This is a genomic window from Rothia sp. HMSC061D12 (assembly GCF_001836735.1).
In the GTDB taxonomy this organism is placed as follows: Bacteria; Actinomycetota; Actinomycetes; order Actinomycetales; family Micrococcaceae; genus Rothia.
In genome coordinates this window covers 143,688-164,520 of record NZ_KV830305.1, presented here as the reverse complement: position 1 = coordinate 164,520, position 20,833 = coordinate 143,688, and the positions used below count along the sequence as shown (strand labels likewise).

Sequence of the window (20,833 nt, the reverse complement as noted above, 5' to 3'; positions counted from 1 at the left end):
CCGGTGCATGGGTATCTGAATTTTTAGGTGGGCTTTTGAGGTATCCAGTCTGGGCACCTCACAGCTGAGGTACTCCCCTAGTGCGCATCACCCGAGGCACGCGAGGAGCTCTCGTGACGGTTCGTGACCATGATATTGGACTTGAAGTAGAACTCTTCGGGAAGCTCATTCGTGACCGGGCCGTGCGGGAACTCGCTAAGCTTCGGTACAAAGTACCAGTCCATCAGCTCGCCACTGCTCTGCTTGAGTACGCGGCGTTCTCTCATGGCGTGGTGCACCTTGCGGCGCAGGCGCGGGCTGTCTTTCAGGGTGCTGGTGAAGACCCACGGAGTCTCGTAGCCTTCGGTAATCATGCCGAAGGTGATGCGCAGGTTGCCGTTCTCGTCGGCGTCCATCGTGAAGTCGCCGTCTGCGATATCGGTGAAGGCGAGCATCCAGCTGTGTCGGCGTTCGTAGCTTTCGCGGGTGGTCTGCAGTGCCGCAATGATGCGGTGGTCGACCAGCAGCTCCACCTTGCGTTCGGTGATTTCACCCAGACGAGCGTAGGAGCCGAAGGCGCGGTTGGCGCCGCTGCGGCGAGGCCACTTCGTCACCGCACCGTGCGGCACCTCCCCCGCAAAGGTGAAGGGGCCCGTCATGGTGCCGGGCAGGCGTAGACGCTCGAACGGAGCGGTCGGCAGGAAGGTCGTCAGCAACTGATCGGAACTCACCGACTTACCCCAGCGCGCCATCTCAAAGATGGTCGGCTCCGGGCCCACCGGGTAGAGGCGCGGCATCTTGCGACCGAACTCGTCAAAGCCCTCAATAAACTCACCGTTGGAGCTGTACCCCGGCATGGTCGCACCCAGCGGGCGGGTCCACGAACCCGAATACGGCTTGGTCAGGTGCGGGTTCTCGACCGGCAGGATGCTGGTGCGAGCACCCAGGTAGGCGGGCATGCGCGAGAGGTTACGCCAGGCGAACTTCGCGGCAACCGCCTCACGCCACCACATCGGGCGTTTGCCCGGGGTCTGCCCGCCCAGGCAGTGCATGAGCAGCCAGAATCCAGCCCAGCCGAGGCACCCTACGGCAACCACGCAGAAAATAATCGTCAGCACAGTGTGCAGGGTTCCGGTCGCCCAGATATTCGTGGCGATCAGAGCCATGAACGCCACCCACGCCGCCATGACGTACGGGCCGAGCGTAATCATCGGATCGACCACCTTCACGGCGGCAATGACGCGGCGGTTCAGTCCGCGCCACACGTAGGAGTACGCCCAGCATCCGGCGGCAAGGGCGAGTGCCATCAGCAGAAGAAGGATGAGCATCGGTGTGTCTCTTTCGCTGCAGGTTTTTCTACCGCGGTCGGTGACAACAAGCATCGGGCAGATGCCCCGCTGAAAGGCTCTTCAATAGCAAAACTCGCCTGCCGAAGATACCTTCAGCAGACGAGTTTTTCTTTGGTGTCACTAACCTTGAGGTAAAGCTTCTCTACCCTATTGTGCCTTTAATTGGTATCCCTGTGGGGGATTTTAGGGGGATGCACGAAAAATTCGTACCCAACCCCCGCGTTTTTACCCATCGGACCGGCACAGTCAGAGCGGCACAGCGAGTATGCTCTGGCGTCTCAGCGACGGTTTTAGACAGCGATTTTAGAAGGTCAGCGCAGCAGCAATCTGAGGAATCAGCGCCTCAAAAGCACGCGCACGGTGGCTAATCGAGTTCTTAATCTCGGCGGGAATCTCAGCGCACGACTTGCCAGCGTACTGCCCCTCGTACAGGGCGTTCTCACCGTTCAGCTCCACGGGGCGCAGAATCGGGTCGTAACCGAAGCCGCCCTCCCCCGCCGGTGCGGTCAGCAGCTCACCGGGCAGCTCGCCGTACTCGACCGCCTCAAAACCGTTCGGGGAGGCAACCGACGCCGCGCAGCAAAACTTCGCGCCGCGGTGCTCGGCAGAAATATCGCTCAGCTGAGCCAGCAGCAGGTTCAGGTTCGCGGAGTCATCGCCGTGGCGACCCGCCCAGCGCGCCGAGAAAATACCGGGAGCGCCGTTGAGCACATCCACCGACAGACCGGAATCGTCAGCAATAGCGACCAGGCCGGTTGCCTCGGCAACAGCGCGCGCCTTCAGCAGGGAGTTCTCAGCGAAGGTCACGCCGGTCTCGGGAACGTCGGGTGCGTTCACGCTGGAGGCGTCAACCACCTGGGTGTCAACGTCCAGACCGTCAATGCGTCCGCGCAGAATTTCACGCAGTTCCTTGAGCTTACCCTTATTGTGGCTTGCCAGAACAATCTTTGCGTCTGCCATAGTTTCTCCTTGTCGACGGAACTAGTTACTGGGACGGGTTAGTGTGCCAGTGCTTCACGCTGAATCTGAGCCAGCTCGGCGGTGCCTTCCAGCGCCAGGTCGAGCAGGCTGTTGAGCTCGTCGCGGTCGAAAGGCGCGCCCTCGGCGGTGCCCTGAACCTCAACGAACTTGCCGCTACCGGTGACGACCACGTTCATGTCGGTCTCGGCGCGAACGTCCTCGGTGTAGGGCAGGTCCAGCATGGGGGTGCCGTCAATAATGCCCACCGAAATTGCGGACACCGAATCAATCAGCGGGTTCGCCTTAGCGGGCAGAATCTTCTGCTCCTTCGCCCAAGAAATAGCGTCAGCCAGCGCCACGTACGCGCCGGTGATGGAGGCGGTGCGGGTGCCGCCGTCAGCCTGCAGAACGTCACAGTCGAGCACGATGGTGTTCTCGCCCAGCTCGTCCATGTTGATGACCGCACGCAGGGAGCGACCAATCAGGCGAGAAATCTCGTGGGTGCGGCCGCCCACGCGACCCTTCAGCGACTCGCGCGAAGAACGGGTGTTGGTGGCGCGCGGCAGCATCGCGTACTCGGCGGTCACCCAGCCCTTACCTTCGCCCTTGAGCCAACGCGGCACGCCCTCGGTGAAGGATGCGGTGCACAGCACGCGGGTATTGCCGAACTCGATGAGGGCGGAACCCTCAGCATTGCGGGACCAGCCGCGGGTAATGGTGATGGGGCGCAGCTCGTTGAGGGCACGGCCGTCTTCGCGGGTTGCAGTCATGGGTTCTCCTTGAATCTGTCTGCGGGATCTGTGTCTGTCTGTTGACTCTACGTCGAAAAGCAGGCGGAGCTGAGCGCAGTTTGCACTAGTCCAGTTTGTTTTAGCCTAGCTCGGGTTTGGTCTAGTCCAGCTTGGGCTTCGCCTAATCTAGCTCTGGCTTGGGCAGCGCAATCGCGGTGTTCAGCGGCGGATCGAGCACCTCCACCACGTTCAGGGTGGACGTGACCGGGTGAGCCTCCGTCGGGCGCGGGTAGATGCGGTAGCTTGCCGCCATTTCGGCAATGCCGACCGGGCCGGAGAAGGCGCTACGCGCCTCCGCGCGGGCGATGTCCGGGTCGTTCCACACGGGCAGGTGGGTCAGCAACAGGTTACGCACGCCCGCCTCCGTGGCGGCTTCGCCGGCGCGCTTGCCGGTCAGGTGAATACCGCGCAGGGCGTCGTCGCGACCCTCCTGGTAGGCTGCCTCGCAGAGGAACAGGTCAGCGCCGCGTGCAGCCTTGACCAGACCCTCGCACAGGTCGGTATCGCCCGAGTACGAGAACACGGTGTGACCCTCGCGGTCATTGCAGGTGATGCGCAGGGCGTACGGGTCCTTCGAGGGGTGAACCACACGGAACGGCTCCACGCGGAAGGGACCAATCTGTACGGGCTCACCCTCAGTCCAGGTGTGGTACTCGAACTCGGTGCTCATGCCCGGATCGGGGTCCAGGCCGTGAGTCGCCGAAAGGTACTCGTTAATCGCGGCGGGACCGTACAGCGGAATGCGGCCCTTGGGCCAGCCGCGCGGATCCCACTTGACCGCCACGTGCAGACCGGACAGGTCGATGCAGTGGTCCGGGTGCAGGTGCGAAATCAGAATTGCGTCGATATCGCTCAGGTCGATATGGCGCTGGAGCATGCCGAGGGAGCCGTTGCCCATGTCCATGATGATGCGCCAGGTTCGACCCGCGAAGTCCGTGGCGGTGAGCATGTAGCAACTAGCCGGTGAGACGGGGCCGGGAAAGGAGCCCGTGCAACCGATAACGGTTAGACGCATGAGGTGTCGTCCTTAGGGGTGGTGCCGGAAAATTCGGTGCCCGCGACAGTGTGTGCTGCCTCTGCAGGATCTGCCGATTCGTCGAGGGTGATGTTGCGGTGTGCCGCAAGCATTTCGGGGGTGAGTGCCGCCAGCGAGCCGGTCGGGTAGCGTTCCGCCACGGAGCTGGTGTGGCGAACGTTGGTGACCTCGGGGCCGAGGAAGCGGCGCGCCAGCTGCGAGAACGTCTCAGATTCGCCGGTGGCAAGGAATTCGTGGTGCGGGTTTTCCTCGGGGACCGGGCTCTCAATGGCGAGGTTGAGCAGTTCGCGGTACACGTCCTTCGCGGTCTCATCCGCGGAGGACACCAGGGTGACATCCTCACCCATAATGTAGGAAATCACGCCGGCCAGCAGCGGGTAGTGGGTACAGCCGAGCACGAGGGTGTCCACGCCGGCATCCTTGAGCGGCTGCAGGTACTCGCGGGCGGTCTCCAGCAGCTCGGGGCCGGAGGTAATGCCCTTCTCCACGAACTCCACGAAGCGCGGGCACGCCACCGAGTGCACCTCAAGGTTCGGGGTGATTGCGAAAGTGTCCTCGTAGGCGCGGGAGGTGACGGTCGCCTCGGTCGCAATCACGCCGATCTTGCGGTTGCGGGTTGCGGCGAGCGCACGGCGGGCGGCGGGCTGGATCACCTCGATGACGGGGATGCCGTACTGGCGGGTGTAGCGTTCGCGGGCGTCGCGGAGCACCGCTGCGGAGGCGGTGTTGCAGGCGATGACGAGCATTTTCACGCCGGAGTCGACGAGTTCGTCCATGATGCGCAGCGCGTTGGCGCGTACTTCTGCGATTTTGAGGGGGCCGTAGGGGCCGTGGGCGGTGTCGCCGACGTAGATGATGCGTTCGTGAGGCAGCTGGTCCATGATGGCGCGTGCCACGGTGAGTCCGCCAACGCCGGAGTCGAAGACGCCGATGGGTGCCGCGGCGGTGGGGCCTACGGGCGCGGGGCTTCCCCAGGGGGTGCGGGCACGGTAGGGATTGGTTGCATCAATGCTGTCACTCATGTGTCACCTACACTTCGTTATCGGTCGGGTACCACGTTCTATGCTAACTCGCTAAGGTTACCCTTTTAGTCCGTTGAGCGGTTAGATGAGTCGAGAACCACCATTATGTGGTTGTATATGACGATAGTTTGAGGGGTAATTCGAAAAATTCGTTCTATTCTTGCTCGTTTGCCCTGCCATTTGCCCCGCCAAATACTCCGCCGGTCGTTTCTTCGTCGTCCAGCCCGTCGAGCATGGCGAGCATGAGGGAGTCCTGAACCCAGGAGACGAAGTTGTACACCACAGCCATGTACTCTTCCTGGGTCTCAATTTCGGAAGGGTCGGTGAACGCCGCAATATCTTCTGCGGTGTCTTCGTCCACGATGTAGAGGCGGTCGGCGAGCACCAGACGAATATCGCCGAGCGCGGCAGCCCAGGCGCGGGCGTGTTCTTCGTTCAGGCGCAGGTCGCTGGATTCAATGTCGAAGGCGAGCATGGCGAGGTTCGCGCGCTTAGTTTCGCGCAGGTCGCGTTCGGTGTAGCGGCGGTATTCGGTGGCGGCCTCGTCGTCGCTGCTTGCGGCGGGTAGCAGGCGTGCTACGGCACTGTCGGCGGGGATGGTGGGGTTTTCGGTGATGCCGACCAGCGCCTCGAGCGGGTCGACGGTGCCGCCGTCGGCGGTGGTATCTGCTGGGCGCAGTAGCGCGCGCACGTCTTCGGCGAGTTCACGGATCAGGTCGCGTTCGGCGGGTTCGAAGGAGGCGGTGTAGCCTCCGGGGGTGCGGCGGAAGGGTCGCGCCATTAGTTTTCTACTTTCTCGAAGGTTGCCAGCAGACCCCAGGCGTGCATTGCCTGGGTGTGTTTTTCGGCGTCTTCGCGCGAGCCGGTGAAGACGATTGCCTTGCCGTTGTTGTGCACCTGCAGCATGAGCTCTTCTGCGCGGGCGCGGGAGTAGCCAAAGTGGCTGCGGAAGACGTAGGACACGTAGGTCATGAGGTTGACGGGGTCGTTCCAGACGATGACTTTCCAGGGGGTGTCTGTAGCGAGGATGTTCTCCAGGGCGGTGTCGAGGTCGGTGTCCTCGAGGGTTCCGGTGGAGAGGGTCACGGCGGTAGTGTTCATTGGTTTCCTTTGCGGCCGGTTCCCTTTGATTATACGGGCGGGCATGTGTTGCCCCTGTGTGACCCCTGTGTTCGTCCTGCGTTGCTCCCGCACAGAGTGCTGGTAATTTGTCATACTACACCACTTAGAGTCAAGAATACTTTATGTATTGATTGACACGCCGACTCAAGAGGAAAAATACCCTAATCCCCCACTACAATAAACACATGGCTACTACTTCCCTTCTCACCGACCACTACGAACTGACCATGCTCCAGGCGGCACTCGCCTCCGGCGCAGCCAACCGTAAGTGCACCTTCGAAGTCTTCACCCGCCGCCTGCCCGCAGGCCGCCGCTACGGCGTCCTCGCAGGCACCGGCCGATTCCTCGAAGGCCTCGCTAACTTCCGCTTCAACGACGAAGAACTCTCCTTCCTCTCCTCCCGCAACATCGTCAACAAAGAAACCCTCTCCTACCTCGAATCCTTCACCTTCAGCGGCAACATCCGCGGCTACGCAGAAGGCGAAGCATTCTTCCCCCACTCCCCCGTCATGCAGGTCGAAGGCACCTTCGCCGAAGCGTGCGTCCTCGAAACCTACCTGCTGTCCATCCTGAACTTCGACTCCGCCGTGGCGAGCGCCGCCTCCCGCATGAGTGCAGCCGCAGGCAACCGCCCCTGCCTCGAAATGGGTTCGCGCCGCGCCCACGAACGCGCCGCAGTCTCCGCTGCACGCGCCGCCGTCATTGCGGGCTTCGCGGGCACTTCCAACCTGGAGGCTGGTCTGCGCTACGGTCTGCACACCATCGGCACCAGCGCCCACGCCTTCACCCTGCTGCACGACAGCGAACGTGAAGCATTCGAGGCGCAGCTGCGCTCCCTCGGCGCCCGCACCACCCTGCTCGTGGACACCTACAACGTGGACGACGCGGTCCGCCTCGGCGTGGAACTCGCCGGTGAAGAGCTCGGCGGCGTGCGCCTGGACTCGGGCGACTTGGTCGCGACCGCGGCACGTGTGCGCGAACTGCTCGACTCGCTCGGCAACACCCACACCAAGATCACCGTCACCAGCGACCTGGACGAATACGCTATCGCCTCCCTGGCGGCAGCGCCCGTGGACTCCTACGGCGTGGGTACCAAGCTGGTCACCGGTTCCGGTGCGCCGACCTCCTCCATGGTGTACAAGGTTGTTGAGCGCGAGAACTCCGCCGGCGAAATGCAGCCGGTTGCCAAGGCTTCGGCTGGCAAGGCGTCCATCGGTGGTGCGAAGCGTGCCGCCCGCCGCCTCAACGGCATGGGCATTGCAACCGCCGAGGTTCTGGGCACCCACGAGGACCCGAACCTGCTCGAAGACACCCGCCCGCTCATGGTGGACTTCGTCCGCAACGGCGAACTGATCCCCGGCTTCACCGGTGAGGAAGGCGTGCGCCGCGCGACCGCCCGCCACGCAGCCTCCCTGGCGGAGCTTCCCGAAGCTGCCCGCCGCCTCTCGGAGGGTGAGCCGATCATTCCGACCGAGTTCATCTAAACCACCCTTCTGAGATACTGTTTTTCACCTGGCGAATCAGAGTGAAAACTCATTCCTACTTGTAAAGGACAGACATGTCTAAGGCACTGATTATTGTTGACGTGCAGAACGATTTCTGCGCCGGCGGCGCCCTCGCCACCGAGCGCGGTGCGGACGTTGCCGCGCTGATTAGCGAATACGTGGAGAACAACCACCACCGCTACGACGCGATTGTCGCCACCCAGGACTGGCACATTGAGCCGGGTTCGCACTTCTCTGAGACCCCCGACTACGTTGACTCCTGGCCGGTGCACTGCGTGGCGAAGAGCGAAGGCGCGCAGATTCACGAGAACCTGGACACCGACTACATTGAGGCGTACTTCCGTAAGGGCCGCTTCGAGGCAGCGTACTCGGGTTTTGAGGGTCTTCTCGCTCCCGAGGATGAGGTCGCAACCGGCGAACACGAGCCTGGTGCGGATGCGTCCGAGGACGGCCCGCAGACTCCCCTGTCGGAGTGGCTGGATGAGCGCGGCATCGAGTTCGTCGACGTTGTTGGTATCGCCACCGATTATTGCGTGTTTGCAACCGCTCGCGACGCGGTCGATGCAGGCTATGAGACTCGCGTGCTCATTGACCTGACCGCGCCCGTGCACGAGGACAAGCTCGATGACGTGGTTGCCGAGCTTGAAGACGAAGGCGTTGAGGTGGTTGAGGTTCTCTAACCTCCACCAGTTCTGCCGGTGACTCGCCATCTAGGCGGGTGCTGAATACCGGGCGCTAAATACACAGAGGCGGGGAGCCTGGGATAGTACGTCCCAGGCTCCCCGCCTCTTAGCGTGTCCATGGCCGAGCGTGCCTGCAACCAACCGAGGTCATGAAACCTCGGCGGTTATGTAGCCTATTGAGCCGTTTACTTGAAGCGAACCTCCGCCATACCGTTCACACGCACGTTCGGGCCGACCGGCGCCTCCTTAGTGCCAACGATTGCGCCGTTACGCACGCTGGGTGCCAGATAGGAGCCGCCAGCACCACCGGCGCCACCCTGCTGAACGTAGCCGACCGCGCGGCGCGGGTTCTTCGGGTTGTTGCACCACTGCTGCGAAATGATGATTGCCGAAACCGCGTTCGCCGCGCCGGAGCCACCGCCACCGTAGCCTGCGCCGCCGCCAGCAGAAACCACGGTCTGGTAGCCGAAGAAGTTCTTGCTGATGGTAACGCTGGTGGTTCGTGCGGTTGCGGTGCCGGTCAGGTTCGCCGGGTCGTTCTTGTCGTACTGGTAGGCGTACGCGCCCACGCCGTCCGCACCGTTTGCGTTGAAGCCGGCGTCGCCGGTTGCGCCCGCGTTGCTGGTGCTGTGGATGACCTGCTTGTTCTGGGAGCCGAAGCCGACCAGGCCGTGGTCGCCGGTGGGCAAGCTATTGGGGATAGCACCCATGCCACCTCGACCGCCGGAGCCACCCGTGCCGGGGGTTGCGATGATCTGCAGGTTCGCCTCGACGCTGTAGGCGTCGCTTGCGGCTGCGCCTTCGGAGCCCATGGTGGATTCTGCGTTGCCGCCAGAGCCACCGCGCACCCATTCCAGGCCGCAGACCGGGCTAATCGCGTAGCTGGAGCCGGGCAGCGGTGCGGTGGAGCTGGAGTTACGCACGTGTCCGCCGCCGCCACCTGCCGCGACAGCGACCACGGTGCCGTTAATCAGCAGTGCAGAGGAGCCGCCACCGGATGCGGCGTAAATGCTGCGCTTGAAGTGGGTGTGAGGTGCGCCGTCGCCCACGGTGGGGTTACCGTAGGTGCGGGGGTTTGCCGCGTCGATAATAGCCTTCGGACCTGCGGGAACGGTGACCTGAGCGGCGGAGGAGCCGCCCTTGCCGTAGCCTTCGCCGCCGGTGGCGGGCTTGGATTCGTTCCAGCTTGCGCCATTGCGGGTGACGCGCTCAAGCACGCCGATGCCGCCGGCTGCCGCGACGATTTCTACGGTTGCGCCCGGGGTGACGCTGACGGTGCCGGTGACCTTGGCACCGCATCCGCCCTGGCTGCGTGTCATGACGGTGCCGCCCGCGCCGCCGGTAAGGGTGAAGCTGAGTTCGTGTACGCCCGCCGGGACGGTGAAGGTTTTGACGGTCTTGCGGCCGTTTGCCTGTCCCTTGATGGTGTGGGAGGTGCCGGTTTGCGCGCCGTTGGCGGCGTATGCGGGTACGGCTGCGGAGGCTGCGATGATGGGCAGTGCCCAGGCAGCGCCGGTGAGGATGGTGCGGCGGGTGGGGGGTGCGTTGTGTGGCATAAGGTTTTCTTTCATGAGGATTGAGAGGATGCAGGTTGAGTGGGGTGAATAATTTACACCTATGTGCACTGAGTGCAATATTTATTTTCTAGAGTATAGACACCGAAAAACATTCTCAACTCACCACGCCATGACTTCGACCAACCCGGCATTTCTCAGACATAGCGAAGGCCCGCAGACATCAAAGTGTCTGCGGGCCTTCCAGTTGGCGCATTACTACCAACCTTTTCCTCAAAGCCATTGGTTTCATCGTTGAGACTCAACGAGACATCACTCAATGGCGTTCTCCGTGAGTGGCCAAAATACACCAAGAGACCACTCGCCAGAGAAGTACACAGTCCTCATGCCAGATATGCGCGGATGCGCCACTGGAAGGACTAAAACTTAGGGGCCGATTCTCCCGCTCCTGAGGAAAATTTCAGGAGCGGGAGAACCGGAGGGGCTAGTATCTAACCCACCGAGTAACCCAAGAGGGGGACTCGGGTACGCACACTATTAGGAGCGCTTGCAGAAGGTAATCTCCACGGAACCGGGGTTACGAACGCCGGCACCGGTTGCACCGTTGCCCGAAGACTCAATAGCACCATCAATGACGTTGGAAGCCAGGTAAGAGCCACCTGCACCACCGGCACCAGCCTGGATACCATAGCTAATGTTCTGACGCAGACCATTGGGAGCAGTGTTACCGTTCCACTTCTGGTTGACCAGAATCGCGGAGAGTGCACGTGCAGCACCGGAGCCACCGCCACCGTAGCCTGCGCCACCACCGGAGGAAACAATCGCCTGGTGACCGTTGAAGTTGAAGCCAACGTCAGGGTAGGTCATGTGGCGAGGAGTACCGGTAGTACCGCCACCGGGGTACACGGTTTCCGGAGTGTTCTTGTCATTGTTGTCCAGCTGGTAGGAGTATGCAGAAGTACCGTCTGCACCGTTACCATTGAAGCCGCTACCACCCTGCTTACCTGCCGCAGAGGAGCTGAACAGTACCTGGTTGTTCTGACTCGAGAAACCAATGGTGTCGAAGCGGTTGCCGGTGGGCAGACCGGGCTTTGCAGCACCGGCGCCACCGGTACCGTTTGCACCGCCCTTACCAGCAGCGCTACCGATAGAGATTCGAGATGCTCCGGTAGTGGGATCCTTCGGCTCAGTGTAGTAATCGATACCTTCGATACCGTCAGAACCTGCAGCGGCGGTTGCAGAGCCACCACCACCAACTACACGTGCGGAAATAGGAATGTTACGGGGGCGCCAACCGGCATCGATAGCCTTAGGGTTGTAGTATGCACCATCCTTGGAATCATTCTGTGCAACGTTGTTAGAGCCACCGGCCACAGTAATACCCGCACCGCCGCCGCCACCAGCGACAGCAACCACGGTGCCATCGACGACCAGAGCAGAGGAGCCACCACCGGAAGAACCATACATGGCAGGACGCTTAATCATAGAGTCCTTAGCCCAGCGATTGTTCACCTCAGCGATAATATCGGAGGGAATGGTGAACGCGGGGGTGCTACCACCGTTACCGTAACCTTCACCACCAGTGACCGGCTCAGAAGGACGGCCATTGACAAGCTTGCCAATACCACCGGCAGCTGCGACCAGCTCAACAACCTGGCCTTCCTTAACCTCGATAGTACCGGTCAGCTTAGCACCAGAGCCACCCTGAGCAGCACCGCTAAGCACGGTACCACCAGCACCGCCGATAATCGTGAAGCTAATCTTATCGACCTTAGCGGGAACCTTGAACTTCTGAACAGTCTTAGCACCTGCAGCGGTACCGGAGATGGTGTAAGCTGCGGAACCTTCGGGCTTGCACTCAGTGGAGGAAGCAAAAGCGGGAACTGCAGCGGAAGCTGCAACAACCGGAGCAGCCCATGCTGCGCCAGCTACAACCTTGCGGCGAGAAATGTTAGTAGACATGTATGTCCTTCGAGAGTGATATCTTGGGCACTCACTCTCACCAAGAACGCGGCCGATAAATCCACGCAGGGCAAACGCACACACAAAAGTGAAGATAGCGTGCAGAAGAGAGTGAATGCATGATGTTTCTATACAAGCGTCAGCCCCTGCACGCCCAGAAGATCAAAAACACATAGGTCCGCTTCAAAAGCACAGGGAAACCCAACACTTGGAGAAAGCATACCCCCCCCCGTATTAAATTTTCAAGCGAAAAACGCACATAATCTTCCATAAACCCACTTTGACATGCAGTATTCAACCAGTACTTGAACTTTTATTCACACACATTTCTCCCCTAAATCCCTCTGATACATCTTCCATAAACAACCTTCAGACGATGTTTTTCTCAAATTAGGGGGCAAAAACCAACATTAAGTTTTTTAAGAACCACCTATTCCCACTATCTATCCAACTTATTTCCCCGCGTATGTGCTTTTAAGCACCTGAGAAAACCTTCAGGTAAAAATCACTCAAAGAGGTACAGCTTTCCTCCACGCACAGAAGCCCCGCGAGCGCACACACTCGCGGGGCTTTTCTTGACGTTCTATCCGCGTTCTAGCGTCGACCCACGAACCAGTCCGACAGCTTATCGATACGCGCCTGAATCTGCTCCGCAGAAGCCTGCGCAACCGCCGGGCCGCCACAAATCTTACGCAGCTCATTGTGAATCACACCGTGCGGCTGACCCGAACGAATCGACCACGCAGCCACATTCTTCGCCAACTTATTGCGTAGCTCCTTCAACTGGCGGTGATCCACCACCGAAGGCGCCGCAGTCGCCGGGCGGCGCGCTGCATGCTCACGCTGATGCGCTCGCAACAGCGTACCGACCTGTTCGGCATCCAGCAGACCCGGGATACCCAGGAAGTCCTGCTCCTCCTCGCTACCCACGGCAAGGTTGCCGGAGGCGAACTCGGCACCGTCGAAGAGCACGCCGTGGAAGGATGCCTCGGAGCCGAGCGCCTCAAACTTGCCGCGTGCCAGCTGCTCGGAGGCACGCTCCTCGCGGTTTGCTTCCTCAATCAGGTGGTCGTCCAGTCCCTCGACCATGGGGTCGATTTCCTGGGGTGCGCCGCGGTCGAGGGCGTGGTCGCGCTCGACTTCCATATCGTTGGCAAGCATCATCAGCTGCGGCACCGACGGCAGGAACACGGAGGCGGTTTCGCCGCGCTTGCGGGCACGCACGAAACGGCCAATAGCCTGGGCGAAGAACAGCGGGGTGCTGGTGCTGGTGGCGTACACGCCCACGGCGAGGCGGGGCACGTCCACGCCTTCGGACACCATGCGCACGGCGACCATCCAGCGCTGCATGCCCTCGCGGAACTCGTCAATCTTGGCGGATGCTTCGCGGTCGTCCGAGAGGATCACGGCGGGGTATTCGCCGGTGATTTTCTGCAGCTGTTCGGCGTAGGCTTTGGCGTCCGCGTGGTCGGTGGCGATGACGAGCGCACCGGCGTCGGGCACGGTGCGGCGCACCTCGGTCAGGCGCTTATCAGCTGCCGCGAGCACGGTCGGAATCCATTCGCCGTTGGGGTCGAGGGCGGTTCGCCACGCCTGGGAGGTGATGTCCTTGGTGAAGCCCTCACCCAGGTTTGCCGCCATTTCCTCACCTGCGGAGGTACGCCAACGCATCTGGCCCGAGTACGCCATGAAGATGACCGGGCGCACCACGTGGTCCTTCAGCGCGGGGCCGTAACCGTAGGAGTAGTCTGCCTTGGAACGGCGGATACCGTTGTTATCGACCTCGTAGGTGACGAACGGAATCGGGGAGGTGTCCGAACGGAACGGGGTACCGGTCAGCGCCACGCGGCGAGTCGCGTCGTCGAACGCTTCACGCAGGCCGTCACCCCAGGAAAGGGAATCACCGGCGTGGTGAATCTCGTCAAAAATTACGAGGGTTTTCGTTTCCTCGGTGTTGCGGGCGTGCAGCTGCGGCTTATTCGCCACCTGCGCGTAGGTCAGCGCCACACCCTTGTAGTGGCGGCTGATGGTCACATCCGCGTTCTTGAAGTTCGGATCAATGGGAATACCGACCTTCGCGGCGGCGTCTGCCCACTGCTTCTTCAGGTGGTCGGTCGGCGCCACAACAATGAGCTGGCGGACCGTGCCGCGGTTAAACAGTTCCTTGGCGAGGGTCAGCGCGAAGGTGGTTTTACCCGCACCGGGGGTTGCAACTGCCATGAAGTCGCGGGGGTTCGTTTCGAAGTACTTCTGCATGGCTTCTGCCTGCCAGGCGCGCAGGCTGACGGAAGTACCCCAGGGGGCGCGGTCGGGGTATGCCGGGGAGAGCTTCGGCTTCACCATACTGTCGAATAGTGTGGGTTCCTCTGCGGGTGCGCTCATTCTCTCCTTCTTCCTCGTCTGCCTCTGCTGGTTCCCTCTGCCGACTCAGAGCTGGTTGCCTCAGCGCAGGCGCCTCTCCCCCGTTAGGAGGTGACGCTCTGGTGTTCCTGATGCTCTGGTGTTCCTGTCGCTCTGGCGATCTGGGCACAGCGAGGTTAAATTCTAGCACCACATCCGCGGGTTGTTGCCGGGCTGTGGTGCAAGAATTTGGTGCTCGTCAGCAAAGTCTCATGAGCGGTGTTGGGCCGTTGAGTCTTGTTGCTGCTGCGTGTTATTTATTCGTATTTATTCAGGCGTATCGCCCAGGTTGTGTTGTCTGGGGCGTGCCGTCTGGCGCGTATTATTCGCCGGAGCCGTTGTCGCCGTCGTTGCCGGGTGCGAGGCCTTCGTAGATTTCCTTGCACTGCGGGCAGACGGGGAACTTCTGCGGGTCGCGGCCGGGTACCCACATTTTGCCGCAGAGGGCGCGTACGGGTTCGCCGGTCAGTGCCGATTCGAGGATCTTTTCCTTGCGTACGTAGTGGGAGAAGCGCTCGTGGTCGCCGGGCTCAGAAAGCTGGGTTTCTTCGCGTTCGAGCAGTGCGGTGCCGCCTGCGGTTCCGGGGCCAAAGGGGTCTTCGATGCCTTCGATCGAGCTCATGTTTCTCCTTGATGATGAGGTGGGATACATAGGGTGAGGGGTGCCGCCGCCTGGGTGGGCGGTCGGCGCCTTATCTATTTTAGTAGCTATTGGGAGGTGCTGGACCCACAGGCGGTCAATATGGAGGTAGACCACAGCTCAGCCATAGGCTCTTAGGTGTTGCGGTGAGATTCTTTCCGCTAGAAGTTCGGGCGGCACAGAAAAGGGGTTCCGCGCCAGGCTTAGTACCTAACACGGAACCCTTCTCTTTTATTCCTAATGCGCTGGAGCTTCGACTCTTGTTAGTTCGCCTGGAAGCGTGACACACGCTCCAGCATCTTAGAGCTGACCTTGTCGTAGCGGTGACCGCCCCACGCCACGCCGCCCACGAGCAGTGCGGCACCAATCAGCAGCTGAATCAAGCCGCCGAAGACGAGGGTCAGCATATCCTGCGTGCTGAAAATATACACGATAACGGAGATACCGCCGGGTAGTGCGCTGAGCATCACCAAAATAATGGTGAGCATCAGCAGTAGCTGCTTAGCGAAGCCCTCATTGTTCTTCGGGTTCTTGAACGGGTTAGCCCCGGGAGGCGCCACGGGCGGACTAATGAAGGTGTCCATCACGCTGCCCATGCCAGCCGCTGCGGCGAGCACGCCCAGCTGGTGCATCAGCACAATGGGGAAAAGCTCCAGGTGCCCATTTGCCGCTGAGGCGACGAACACCATCACCACTACGATCGGAACCATCAGGATGCTGTAACCCCAAAGACGGCCGATACGGTCGTCAATACCGCGTAGCGGGGAGAGCACATGCAGGCTGAATGCGGTGTTGTCGTAGGAGACGAGGTAGCACATGTAGTAGCCGGTGAAAACGGTGCAGAAGTACATCCAGAATCCGAAGAGCTGCATGACGCCGCTATTGATAATCTGGTTGGCTTCAGCCGCGTTGATGCCATTAAAATCAACATGAGTTTTAACGGACCCTACAGAGCTCAGGAACAGCGGCATGCCCACCGTCAGTATCAGGTAAAGCATGGCGGTGCTTACGGTTACCAACTGCAGACGGTTGTCTTTCATGAATGAGTGCAGGGTTCGTGCTGCCACGGCGCCACGCGGGGTTGCGGGGAACCGTGCAAACAGGCCCAAATCGCCTGCAGCGACTTCGGCAGCGCTGGCGTGGTGGGCGCTACCGCCCACATTCGCCATGGAGCGTGCCAGGTTCTTACCCCACAGCCACCAACCGCCGACCAGGTAGACGAGGGTCAGAGCCAGGCAGCCAAGGGCGGCGCCCATATTGCCGCTCGCCATAAAGTAGGGCACCGCAAACGCGGAGCCGAAGGGGGTCACGCTGAGCCACGGCAGGTAGGGCAGCACCTCTTCCCAGTGCTTGGTCAGGTAGGTTATCGTTCCACCGAAGATAAAGCCGGCGCTCATCATCAGTAGCATGGCAACGATCATCAGGGTATTGGCGATGCGCGGGTTATCGTTCAGCGCCATGCCCAGGCGGTTGGCGAGGCGCGCCCACACCATGAGGTTCGCAAGGCCGAGCACGCAGCAGATGAGGTACATGACCAGCGCGAGCGGCTGCGATATAAACGTGATAGCGCCCAGCAGCACGGCAATGATGCTGGCGATGCCGGGGATACCCACGAACCCGCCGAGGAACTGGCCCTTCTGCAGGGTGGAGGGCTTGATGGGGAAGAGCACGAATCGGCTCTCATCCAGGGTGCCGTCCAGCCCGCTGAAGAAGATGGGGACGATAGCCCAGGCGAGCGCCACAACGGTGCCTACAAGGAGGGCGCCGAGCTGACCGTATTCGGGTACCTCCGAGTTAGCGATAACGTATGCGGAGCCGAGGCCGAAGAGCATACCGCCCGCATAAAGCGCCGCAAAAATCAGGCCGATGAGCGCCCAGATGCTTCGGCGGAAGGAAGCGAGCACATACTGCCACTTTAGTGAGACGAGGTGCCCAACCATGACAATCCTTCCGAGGAGGTGCGGCCACCGACCAGCTGCACAAATCGTTCTTCAAGGCTCACGCCGGCGCGTACTTCGTCGACGGTTCCGGCGGCGAGAATACGGCCGGAGTCCATGACGGCTACGTGGTCGCACAGGCGCTGGACAAGGTCCATCACGTGCGAGGAGATAATGACAGTTCCGCCGGAGGCAACGAAGCCACGCAGAATATCCTGAATATTAGCGGCAGAAACCGGATCGACCGCCTCGAAGGGCTCATCCAGAATCAGCACGGAGGGTGCGTGGACAAGCGCGGCGGCGAGCGCAATCTTCTTGGTCATACCGGCAGAGTAGTCGGCGACGGCGCGGCCCGCAGCGTCGGTCAGGTCCATGGCCGCGAGCAGATCCTTAACGCGGGAGGCGACGGTTTCCTTATCGATTCCGTGCAGGTAGCCGGAGTAGGTGATGAGCTGCTCGCCGGTGAGCTTGTCGAAGAGGTGCACGCCGTCGGGCAGTACACCCAGGTGTGCCTTGGCTTTGAGCGGGTCGGCCCACATGTCGATGCCGCGCACGTATGCGGTGCCTTCGTTGGGCTTGAGCATGCCGGTGACCATGGAGATGGTGGTGGTTTTACCGGCACCGTTGCGGCCGACCAGTCCGTAGAAGGATCCGGAGGGGATATCCAGGTTGATGCGGTCGACGGCGACCTTCTGGCCGAATGCCTTGGTGAGGCCGCGAATTTCGATGGCGGGTCGAGCGCCTGCCGCCGGTGCGGTCTGCGGGGTGACGGGTAGCTGAGGTGCTACCGATGCGGGAACTACAGCTTCCGGAGCTGCAAGCTCAGGGTTTACAGCTTCCGGCGCTGCAGATTCGGGGACTATAGCTTGAGGTACTGCCGCGGCGGGTGCTGCCTCTACTGCGGTCTCTTGTACCGGGTTCTGCGGTGAACCTGGTTCTTGCGGATTCGGGTCCTGGGAAAAGTGACTAGGTTCATATTTTTACCCTACCACCCCCCCCCATGAGGTCTAGCAGGTTTGGTGATGAAACCTGCATTATTAAGTACTCACAATGCATAATATGGACATTCCGGGGTGCTATAGATGCCATCAAACCGCACTATCAGACAGGTTGAATCGCTGGCTCTCCCCCATCTCAAAACCACTTCAAACCCGCGAACGCAGAACGGGTTACCGCCTACCCCACAGCCCGAGTGTGGGGGTAGACGATAGCCCGTCCGTATTCAAAGTTTCAGCCGACTAGACCGGCTCAGCTCTCTTCGCGAGCTGTTTTGAGAACAGCGCCTTTTAGAACAGCGCCATGGTCAGCGCCGCACGTGCCTTCACGGTGCGCGGGTCAGATGCACCCACCACGTCGAAGAGCTGCACGAGGCGCTCGCGCACGCGCGCCTTATCGTCGGGGCCGACGGCGCTGAACAGGCGCAGCAGACGGTTGTAGGCATCCTCCACGTGACCGCCCACCAGGTCCAGGTCGGCTACGTTGAACGCGGCGTCAATGTTCATGGGGTCTGCCGCGGCCGCCGCGCGTTCGGTTGCCATGTCCAGGTCCTTCACGCGGGCAAGCAGTTCAACCTGTTCCAGGCCGAGCTTCGCTTCCTTATCGCCGGGGTTCTCGGTGATTGCCTTGCGGTATGCGGCGCGGGCACCCTCCAGGTCGCCGCGGTCGAGGGCGGCGACGGCTTCTGCGTGCAGGGGCGGCAGGGGCTTTTCATCTTCGGGAACGACCGGGTCGAAGCCGCCGGGCAGCTGGTACTGCGCCGCGAGCTGCAGAACCTGGGAGAGCACATCGCCGAGGTCTTCTGCGCTGACCGGGCCGGTGTAAATCGGTGCCGGGCGGCCCGCCAGAACGGCAACGCCTGCGGGCACGCCGCTCACGCCGAATGCTTGGGCTGCTTCGGGGAGCTTGGTGACATCCACGGCGGCACAAATCATGGTGCCTGCGGCGGAGTCGACGAGCTTCTGCACGCCTTCGAGCATCTGCAGGGAGGAGGGCGAGTGCGGCGCGTAGAGCGCAAAGATTACGGCACCCTGACTGGAGAGCTGCACGAACTTCTGGAACTCTTCGGGGGTGTTGACCTCGTAGCGCCAGGTGGGTGCGGAGGGAGTCTGCTCACCGGTCTGGGCGTTACCCTGTGCCGCAGTGTTCTGTGCCCCAGCGTTGGGGTTCAGTTCCATGGCGTTGCGTACGGAGGCGGGAATCTCCTGCGCTGCACCGTTCTGTACAACACCGCCCTGTGCGCCGTTACCCTGTGCCGCGTTCTGGGATGCGCCGCGGTCTGCCGGATCAAAAATAATGCTCATCCTGGGCTCCTTTACGTTCTTATCTATCGTTGCGTGAGGGCTAGACCCTTCACGCGTTCCTTCCTCTATTATCCCCACAACGCACCGTTGCCAGCGCCCGTTCTCTATCGCCTACGCTCTGAGCTCATGCCGGGGTTCATGTTTGGGCTAATGCCCGGACCGCCTCGCAGATACCTCTCCCACCTGCGCTCCCCTACCTCTAGCATTCACCGATGGCACGGTAACAAGACGACCCAGCCGGTAGAATGGCACAGTAGAGAAAAAATACCCGGAATGATCCGGAAAGGAAGAGCATGAGCGAGAAGAAATCCTCAGCAGCTCCCGAAGAGACCTCATCGTCTGACGAGCCGCGTAAGAAGGAATCCCTCACCGACCAGATTACGGAGACCTTCAGCGAGCTGACCGAAAGCATTAGCCAGGTGCGTTCCAACCGTCGCCGTGCTTCCATGCCTCCTACGGATACCATTCCGGTGGTTCCCGCCGCTTCTGAGGATGCTCCCCCGGCGCCGAAGGTTGTCGGTAACGGCAAGACCTCCATGATGCACAACCCGGTTGCGTTCGGCTTCCTCATGACCGTTGGCGTGGGTTTGGCGCTTTTCGCCTACTACATTTTCAATAATGTGGGTGCCCTGGTGGGTTGGGTGACCGGCGCTATTTTCATTGCTCTGGGTCTGGACCCGATTGTGCGTCGCCTGGAGTCATGGGGCATTAAGCGCGGTATCGGTGTGATTGCTGTGCTTGCTGGTTTTGCTGGCGCCGTGACCGGTCTGGTCATGACCATTGGCCCGATTATTAGCGAGCAGGCATCTAAGTTTGTTCAGTATGCACCGGGTATCTATCAGAACACGATTGATTCTGATTGGTATCACGAGCTTGATCAGCGCTTTAGCATTAGCAGCTGGGTGAACGAGAACGTCCCGAAGTTCCTGGAGACGACTTTCTCTTCCTCGCAGGTCAATAGCTTCATGTCGAGTCTGGTTTCTGCTGGTTCTACCCTGGCGCAGAGCGTGACCGGCGTAATTATTGTACTGTTCCTGTCACTGTACTTCCTCACTTCGATGGACACTATCAAGGCGTGGGGTGTGCGTCTGGCGCCGGCGTCTAAGCGTGTGCGCGTCAAGTACATTACCGACAAGATTACCGAGTCGGTGGGTAACTACGTGATGGGTCAGGCTCTGGTTGCTGTTCTGAATGCTTTTGTGGCGTTCTTTATTATGCTGTTTCTGGGCTTCAGCTTCCCGCAGTTGATGGCTTTGGTGGTCATGATTCTGGCGTTCATTCCGCTGGTTGGTGGCGTGATTGCGCTGATTTTGACCTCGCTGATTCTGCTGACTCAGGGCTGGAGTCTGGCGCTGTGGTTTGCGGTGGCGTACTTCCTGTATCTGCAGGTGGAGGCGTACCTGATTTCTCCGCGTATTATGGCTCGTGCTGTGTCGGTTCCTGCCGGTGTTGCGATTATTTCGGTGGCTGCCGGTGGCGCTCTCTGGGGCGTGCTGGGTGCGCTGATTGCTATTCCGGTGGCAGCTTCCATGCTGATTCTGGTGCGCGAGGTGTTCATTCCTCGCCAGGATCAGCTGTAATCAGCTCTAGATTCTCTACACGCTCGTTGCTCTCCCCTGGGGCGGGCATCGCA

General features: G+C 60.9%; 17 protein-coding genes. 3 read left to right on the top strand and 14 right to left on the bottom strand.

The window, feature by feature from the left end; translation table 11 throughout:
• Positions 1-77: 77 nt before the first annotated feature.
• The 7 genes from HMPREF2682_RS00685 to clpS form a co-directional block, all read right to left on the bottom strand.
• A complete protein-coding gene (locus tag HMPREF2682_RS00685; protein ID WP_070830542.1) occupies positions 78-1,307 on the bottom strand; it encodes an RDD family protein in 1,230 nt (409 codons plus the stop codon).
• Between the two features lie 324 nt (positions 1,308-1,631).
• Entirely contained in the window at positions 1,632-2,288 is a 657-nt protein-coding gene (locus tag HMPREF2682_RS00680; RefSeq protein ID WP_070830540.1) for a non-canonical purine NTP pyrophosphatase, read from the bottom strand.
• Positions 2,289-2,326: 38 nt separating this feature from the next.
• Positions 2,327-3,058: a ribonuclease PH gene (rph, locus tag HMPREF2682_RS00675; protein ID WP_005506419.1), complete on the bottom strand. Its 732-nt coding sequence runs from the start codon at positions 3,056-3,058 to the stop codon at positions 2,327-2,329.
• A gap of 142 nt (positions 3,059-3,200) precedes the next feature.
• Positions 3,201-4,094 carry an MBL fold metallo-hydrolase gene (locus HMPREF2682_RS00670; protein WP_005507828.1) on the bottom strand — a complete coding sequence of 298 codons (894 nt, stop codon included), beginning with the start codon at positions 4,092-4,094 and terminating at the stop codon, positions 3,201-3,203.
• Positions 4,085-5,137 carry a glutamate racemase gene (murI, locus tag HMPREF2682_RS00665; RefSeq protein ID WP_070830538.1) on the bottom strand — a complete coding sequence of 351 codons (1,053 nt, stop codon included), beginning with the start codon at positions 5,135-5,137 and terminating at the stop codon, positions 4,085-4,087. Before murI ends, HMPREF2682_RS00670 begins: the two co-directional genes overlap by 10 nt.
• 154 nt (positions 5,138-5,291) lie before the next feature.
• Positions 5,292-5,918: a DUF2017 domain-containing protein gene (locus HMPREF2682_RS00660; RefSeq protein ID WP_070830536.1), complete on the bottom strand. Its 627-nt coding sequence runs from the start codon at positions 5,916-5,918 to the stop codon at positions 5,292-5,294.
• On the bottom strand, positions 5,918-6,238 hold the full coding sequence (gene clpS, locus HMPREF2682_RS00655) for an ATP-dependent Clp protease adapter ClpS (protein WP_005507825.1): 321 nt from the start codon (positions 6,236-6,238) through the stop codon (positions 5,918-5,920). The genes HMPREF2682_RS00660 and clpS overlap by 1 nt, the downstream gene beginning before the upstream one ends.
• A gap of 206 nt (positions 6,239-6,444) precedes the next feature.
• Between clpS and HMPREF2682_RS00650 the strand changes: the two genes are divergently transcribed.
• On the top strand, positions 6,445-7,743 hold the full coding sequence (locus HMPREF2682_RS00650; RefSeq protein WP_049340635.1) for a nicotinate phosphoribosyltransferase: 1,299 nt from the start codon (positions 6,445-6,447) through the stop codon (positions 7,741-7,743).
• 74 nt (positions 7,744-7,817) lie between these two features.
• The gene (locus HMPREF2682_RS00645; protein ID WP_070830534.1) at positions 7,818-8,444 is read left to right on the top strand and encodes an isochorismatase family protein; all 627 of its coding nucleotides are present in this window, start codon (positions 7,818-7,820) and stop codon (positions 8,442-8,444) included.
• A 188-nt stretch (positions 8,445-8,632) separates the two neighbouring features.
• Here the strand turns inward: HMPREF2682_RS00645 and HMPREF2682_RS00640 are convergent, their stop codons facing one another.
• The 7 genes from HMPREF2682_RS00640 to HMPREF2682_RS00610 all read right to left on the bottom strand — a co-directional run bounded on the left by HMPREF2682_RS00640 (position 8,633) and on the right by HMPREF2682_RS00610 (position 19,200).
• Entirely contained in the window at positions 8,633-10,003 is a 1,371-nt protein-coding gene (locus HMPREF2682_RS00640; RefSeq protein WP_070830532.1) for a hypothetical protein, read from the bottom strand.
• Positions 10,004-10,498: 495 nt separating this feature from the next.
• Entirely contained in the window at positions 10,499-11,923 is a 1,425-nt protein-coding gene (locus tag HMPREF2682_RS00635) for a hypothetical protein (RefSeq protein ID WP_070830530.1), read from the bottom strand.
• Positions 11,924-12,517: 594 nt separating this feature from the next.
• Positions 12,518-14,305: a DEAD/DEAH box helicase gene (locus HMPREF2682_RS00630; protein WP_070830522.1), complete on the bottom strand. Its 1,788-nt coding sequence runs from the start codon at positions 14,303-14,305 to the stop codon at positions 12,518-12,520.
• A gap of 340 nt (positions 14,306-14,645) precedes the next feature.
• A complete protein-coding gene (locus HMPREF2682_RS00625; RefSeq protein ID WP_005506434.1) occupies positions 14,646-14,945 on the bottom strand; it encodes a DUF3039 domain-containing protein in 300 nt (99 codons plus the stop codon).
• Between the two features lie 281 nt (positions 14,946-15,226).
• The gene (locus HMPREF2682_RS00620; RefSeq protein ID WP_070830520.1) at positions 15,227-16,903 is read right to left on the bottom strand and encodes a transporter; all 1,677 of its coding nucleotides are present in this window, start codon (positions 16,901-16,903) and stop codon (positions 15,227-15,229) included.
• Complete coding sequence (locus HMPREF2682_RS00615) at positions 16,879-17,763, bottom strand: ABC transporter ATP-binding protein (RefSeq protein ID WP_083321734.1); 885 nt, start codon at positions 17,761-17,763, stop codon at positions 16,879-16,881. Before HMPREF2682_RS00615 ends, HMPREF2682_RS00620 begins: the two co-directional genes overlap by 25 nt.
• A 423-nt stretch (positions 17,764-18,186) precedes the next feature.
• Positions 18,187-19,200: a co-chaperone YbbN gene (locus HMPREF2682_RS00610; RefSeq protein WP_070830516.1), complete on the bottom strand. Its 1,014-nt coding sequence runs from the start codon at positions 19,198-19,200 to the stop codon at positions 18,187-18,189.
• Positions 19,201-19,493: 293 nt separating this feature from the next.
• On the opposite strand from HMPREF2682_RS00610, the gene HMPREF2682_RS00605 reads away from it, so the two are divergent.
• Positions 19,494-20,780, top strand: a complete 1,287-nt coding sequence (locus HMPREF2682_RS00605) for an AI-2E family transporter (RefSeq protein ID WP_070830514.1) — start codon at positions 19,494-19,496, stop codon at positions 20,778-20,780.
• The last annotated feature ends 53 nt before the right edge of the window (positions 20,781-20,833 follow it).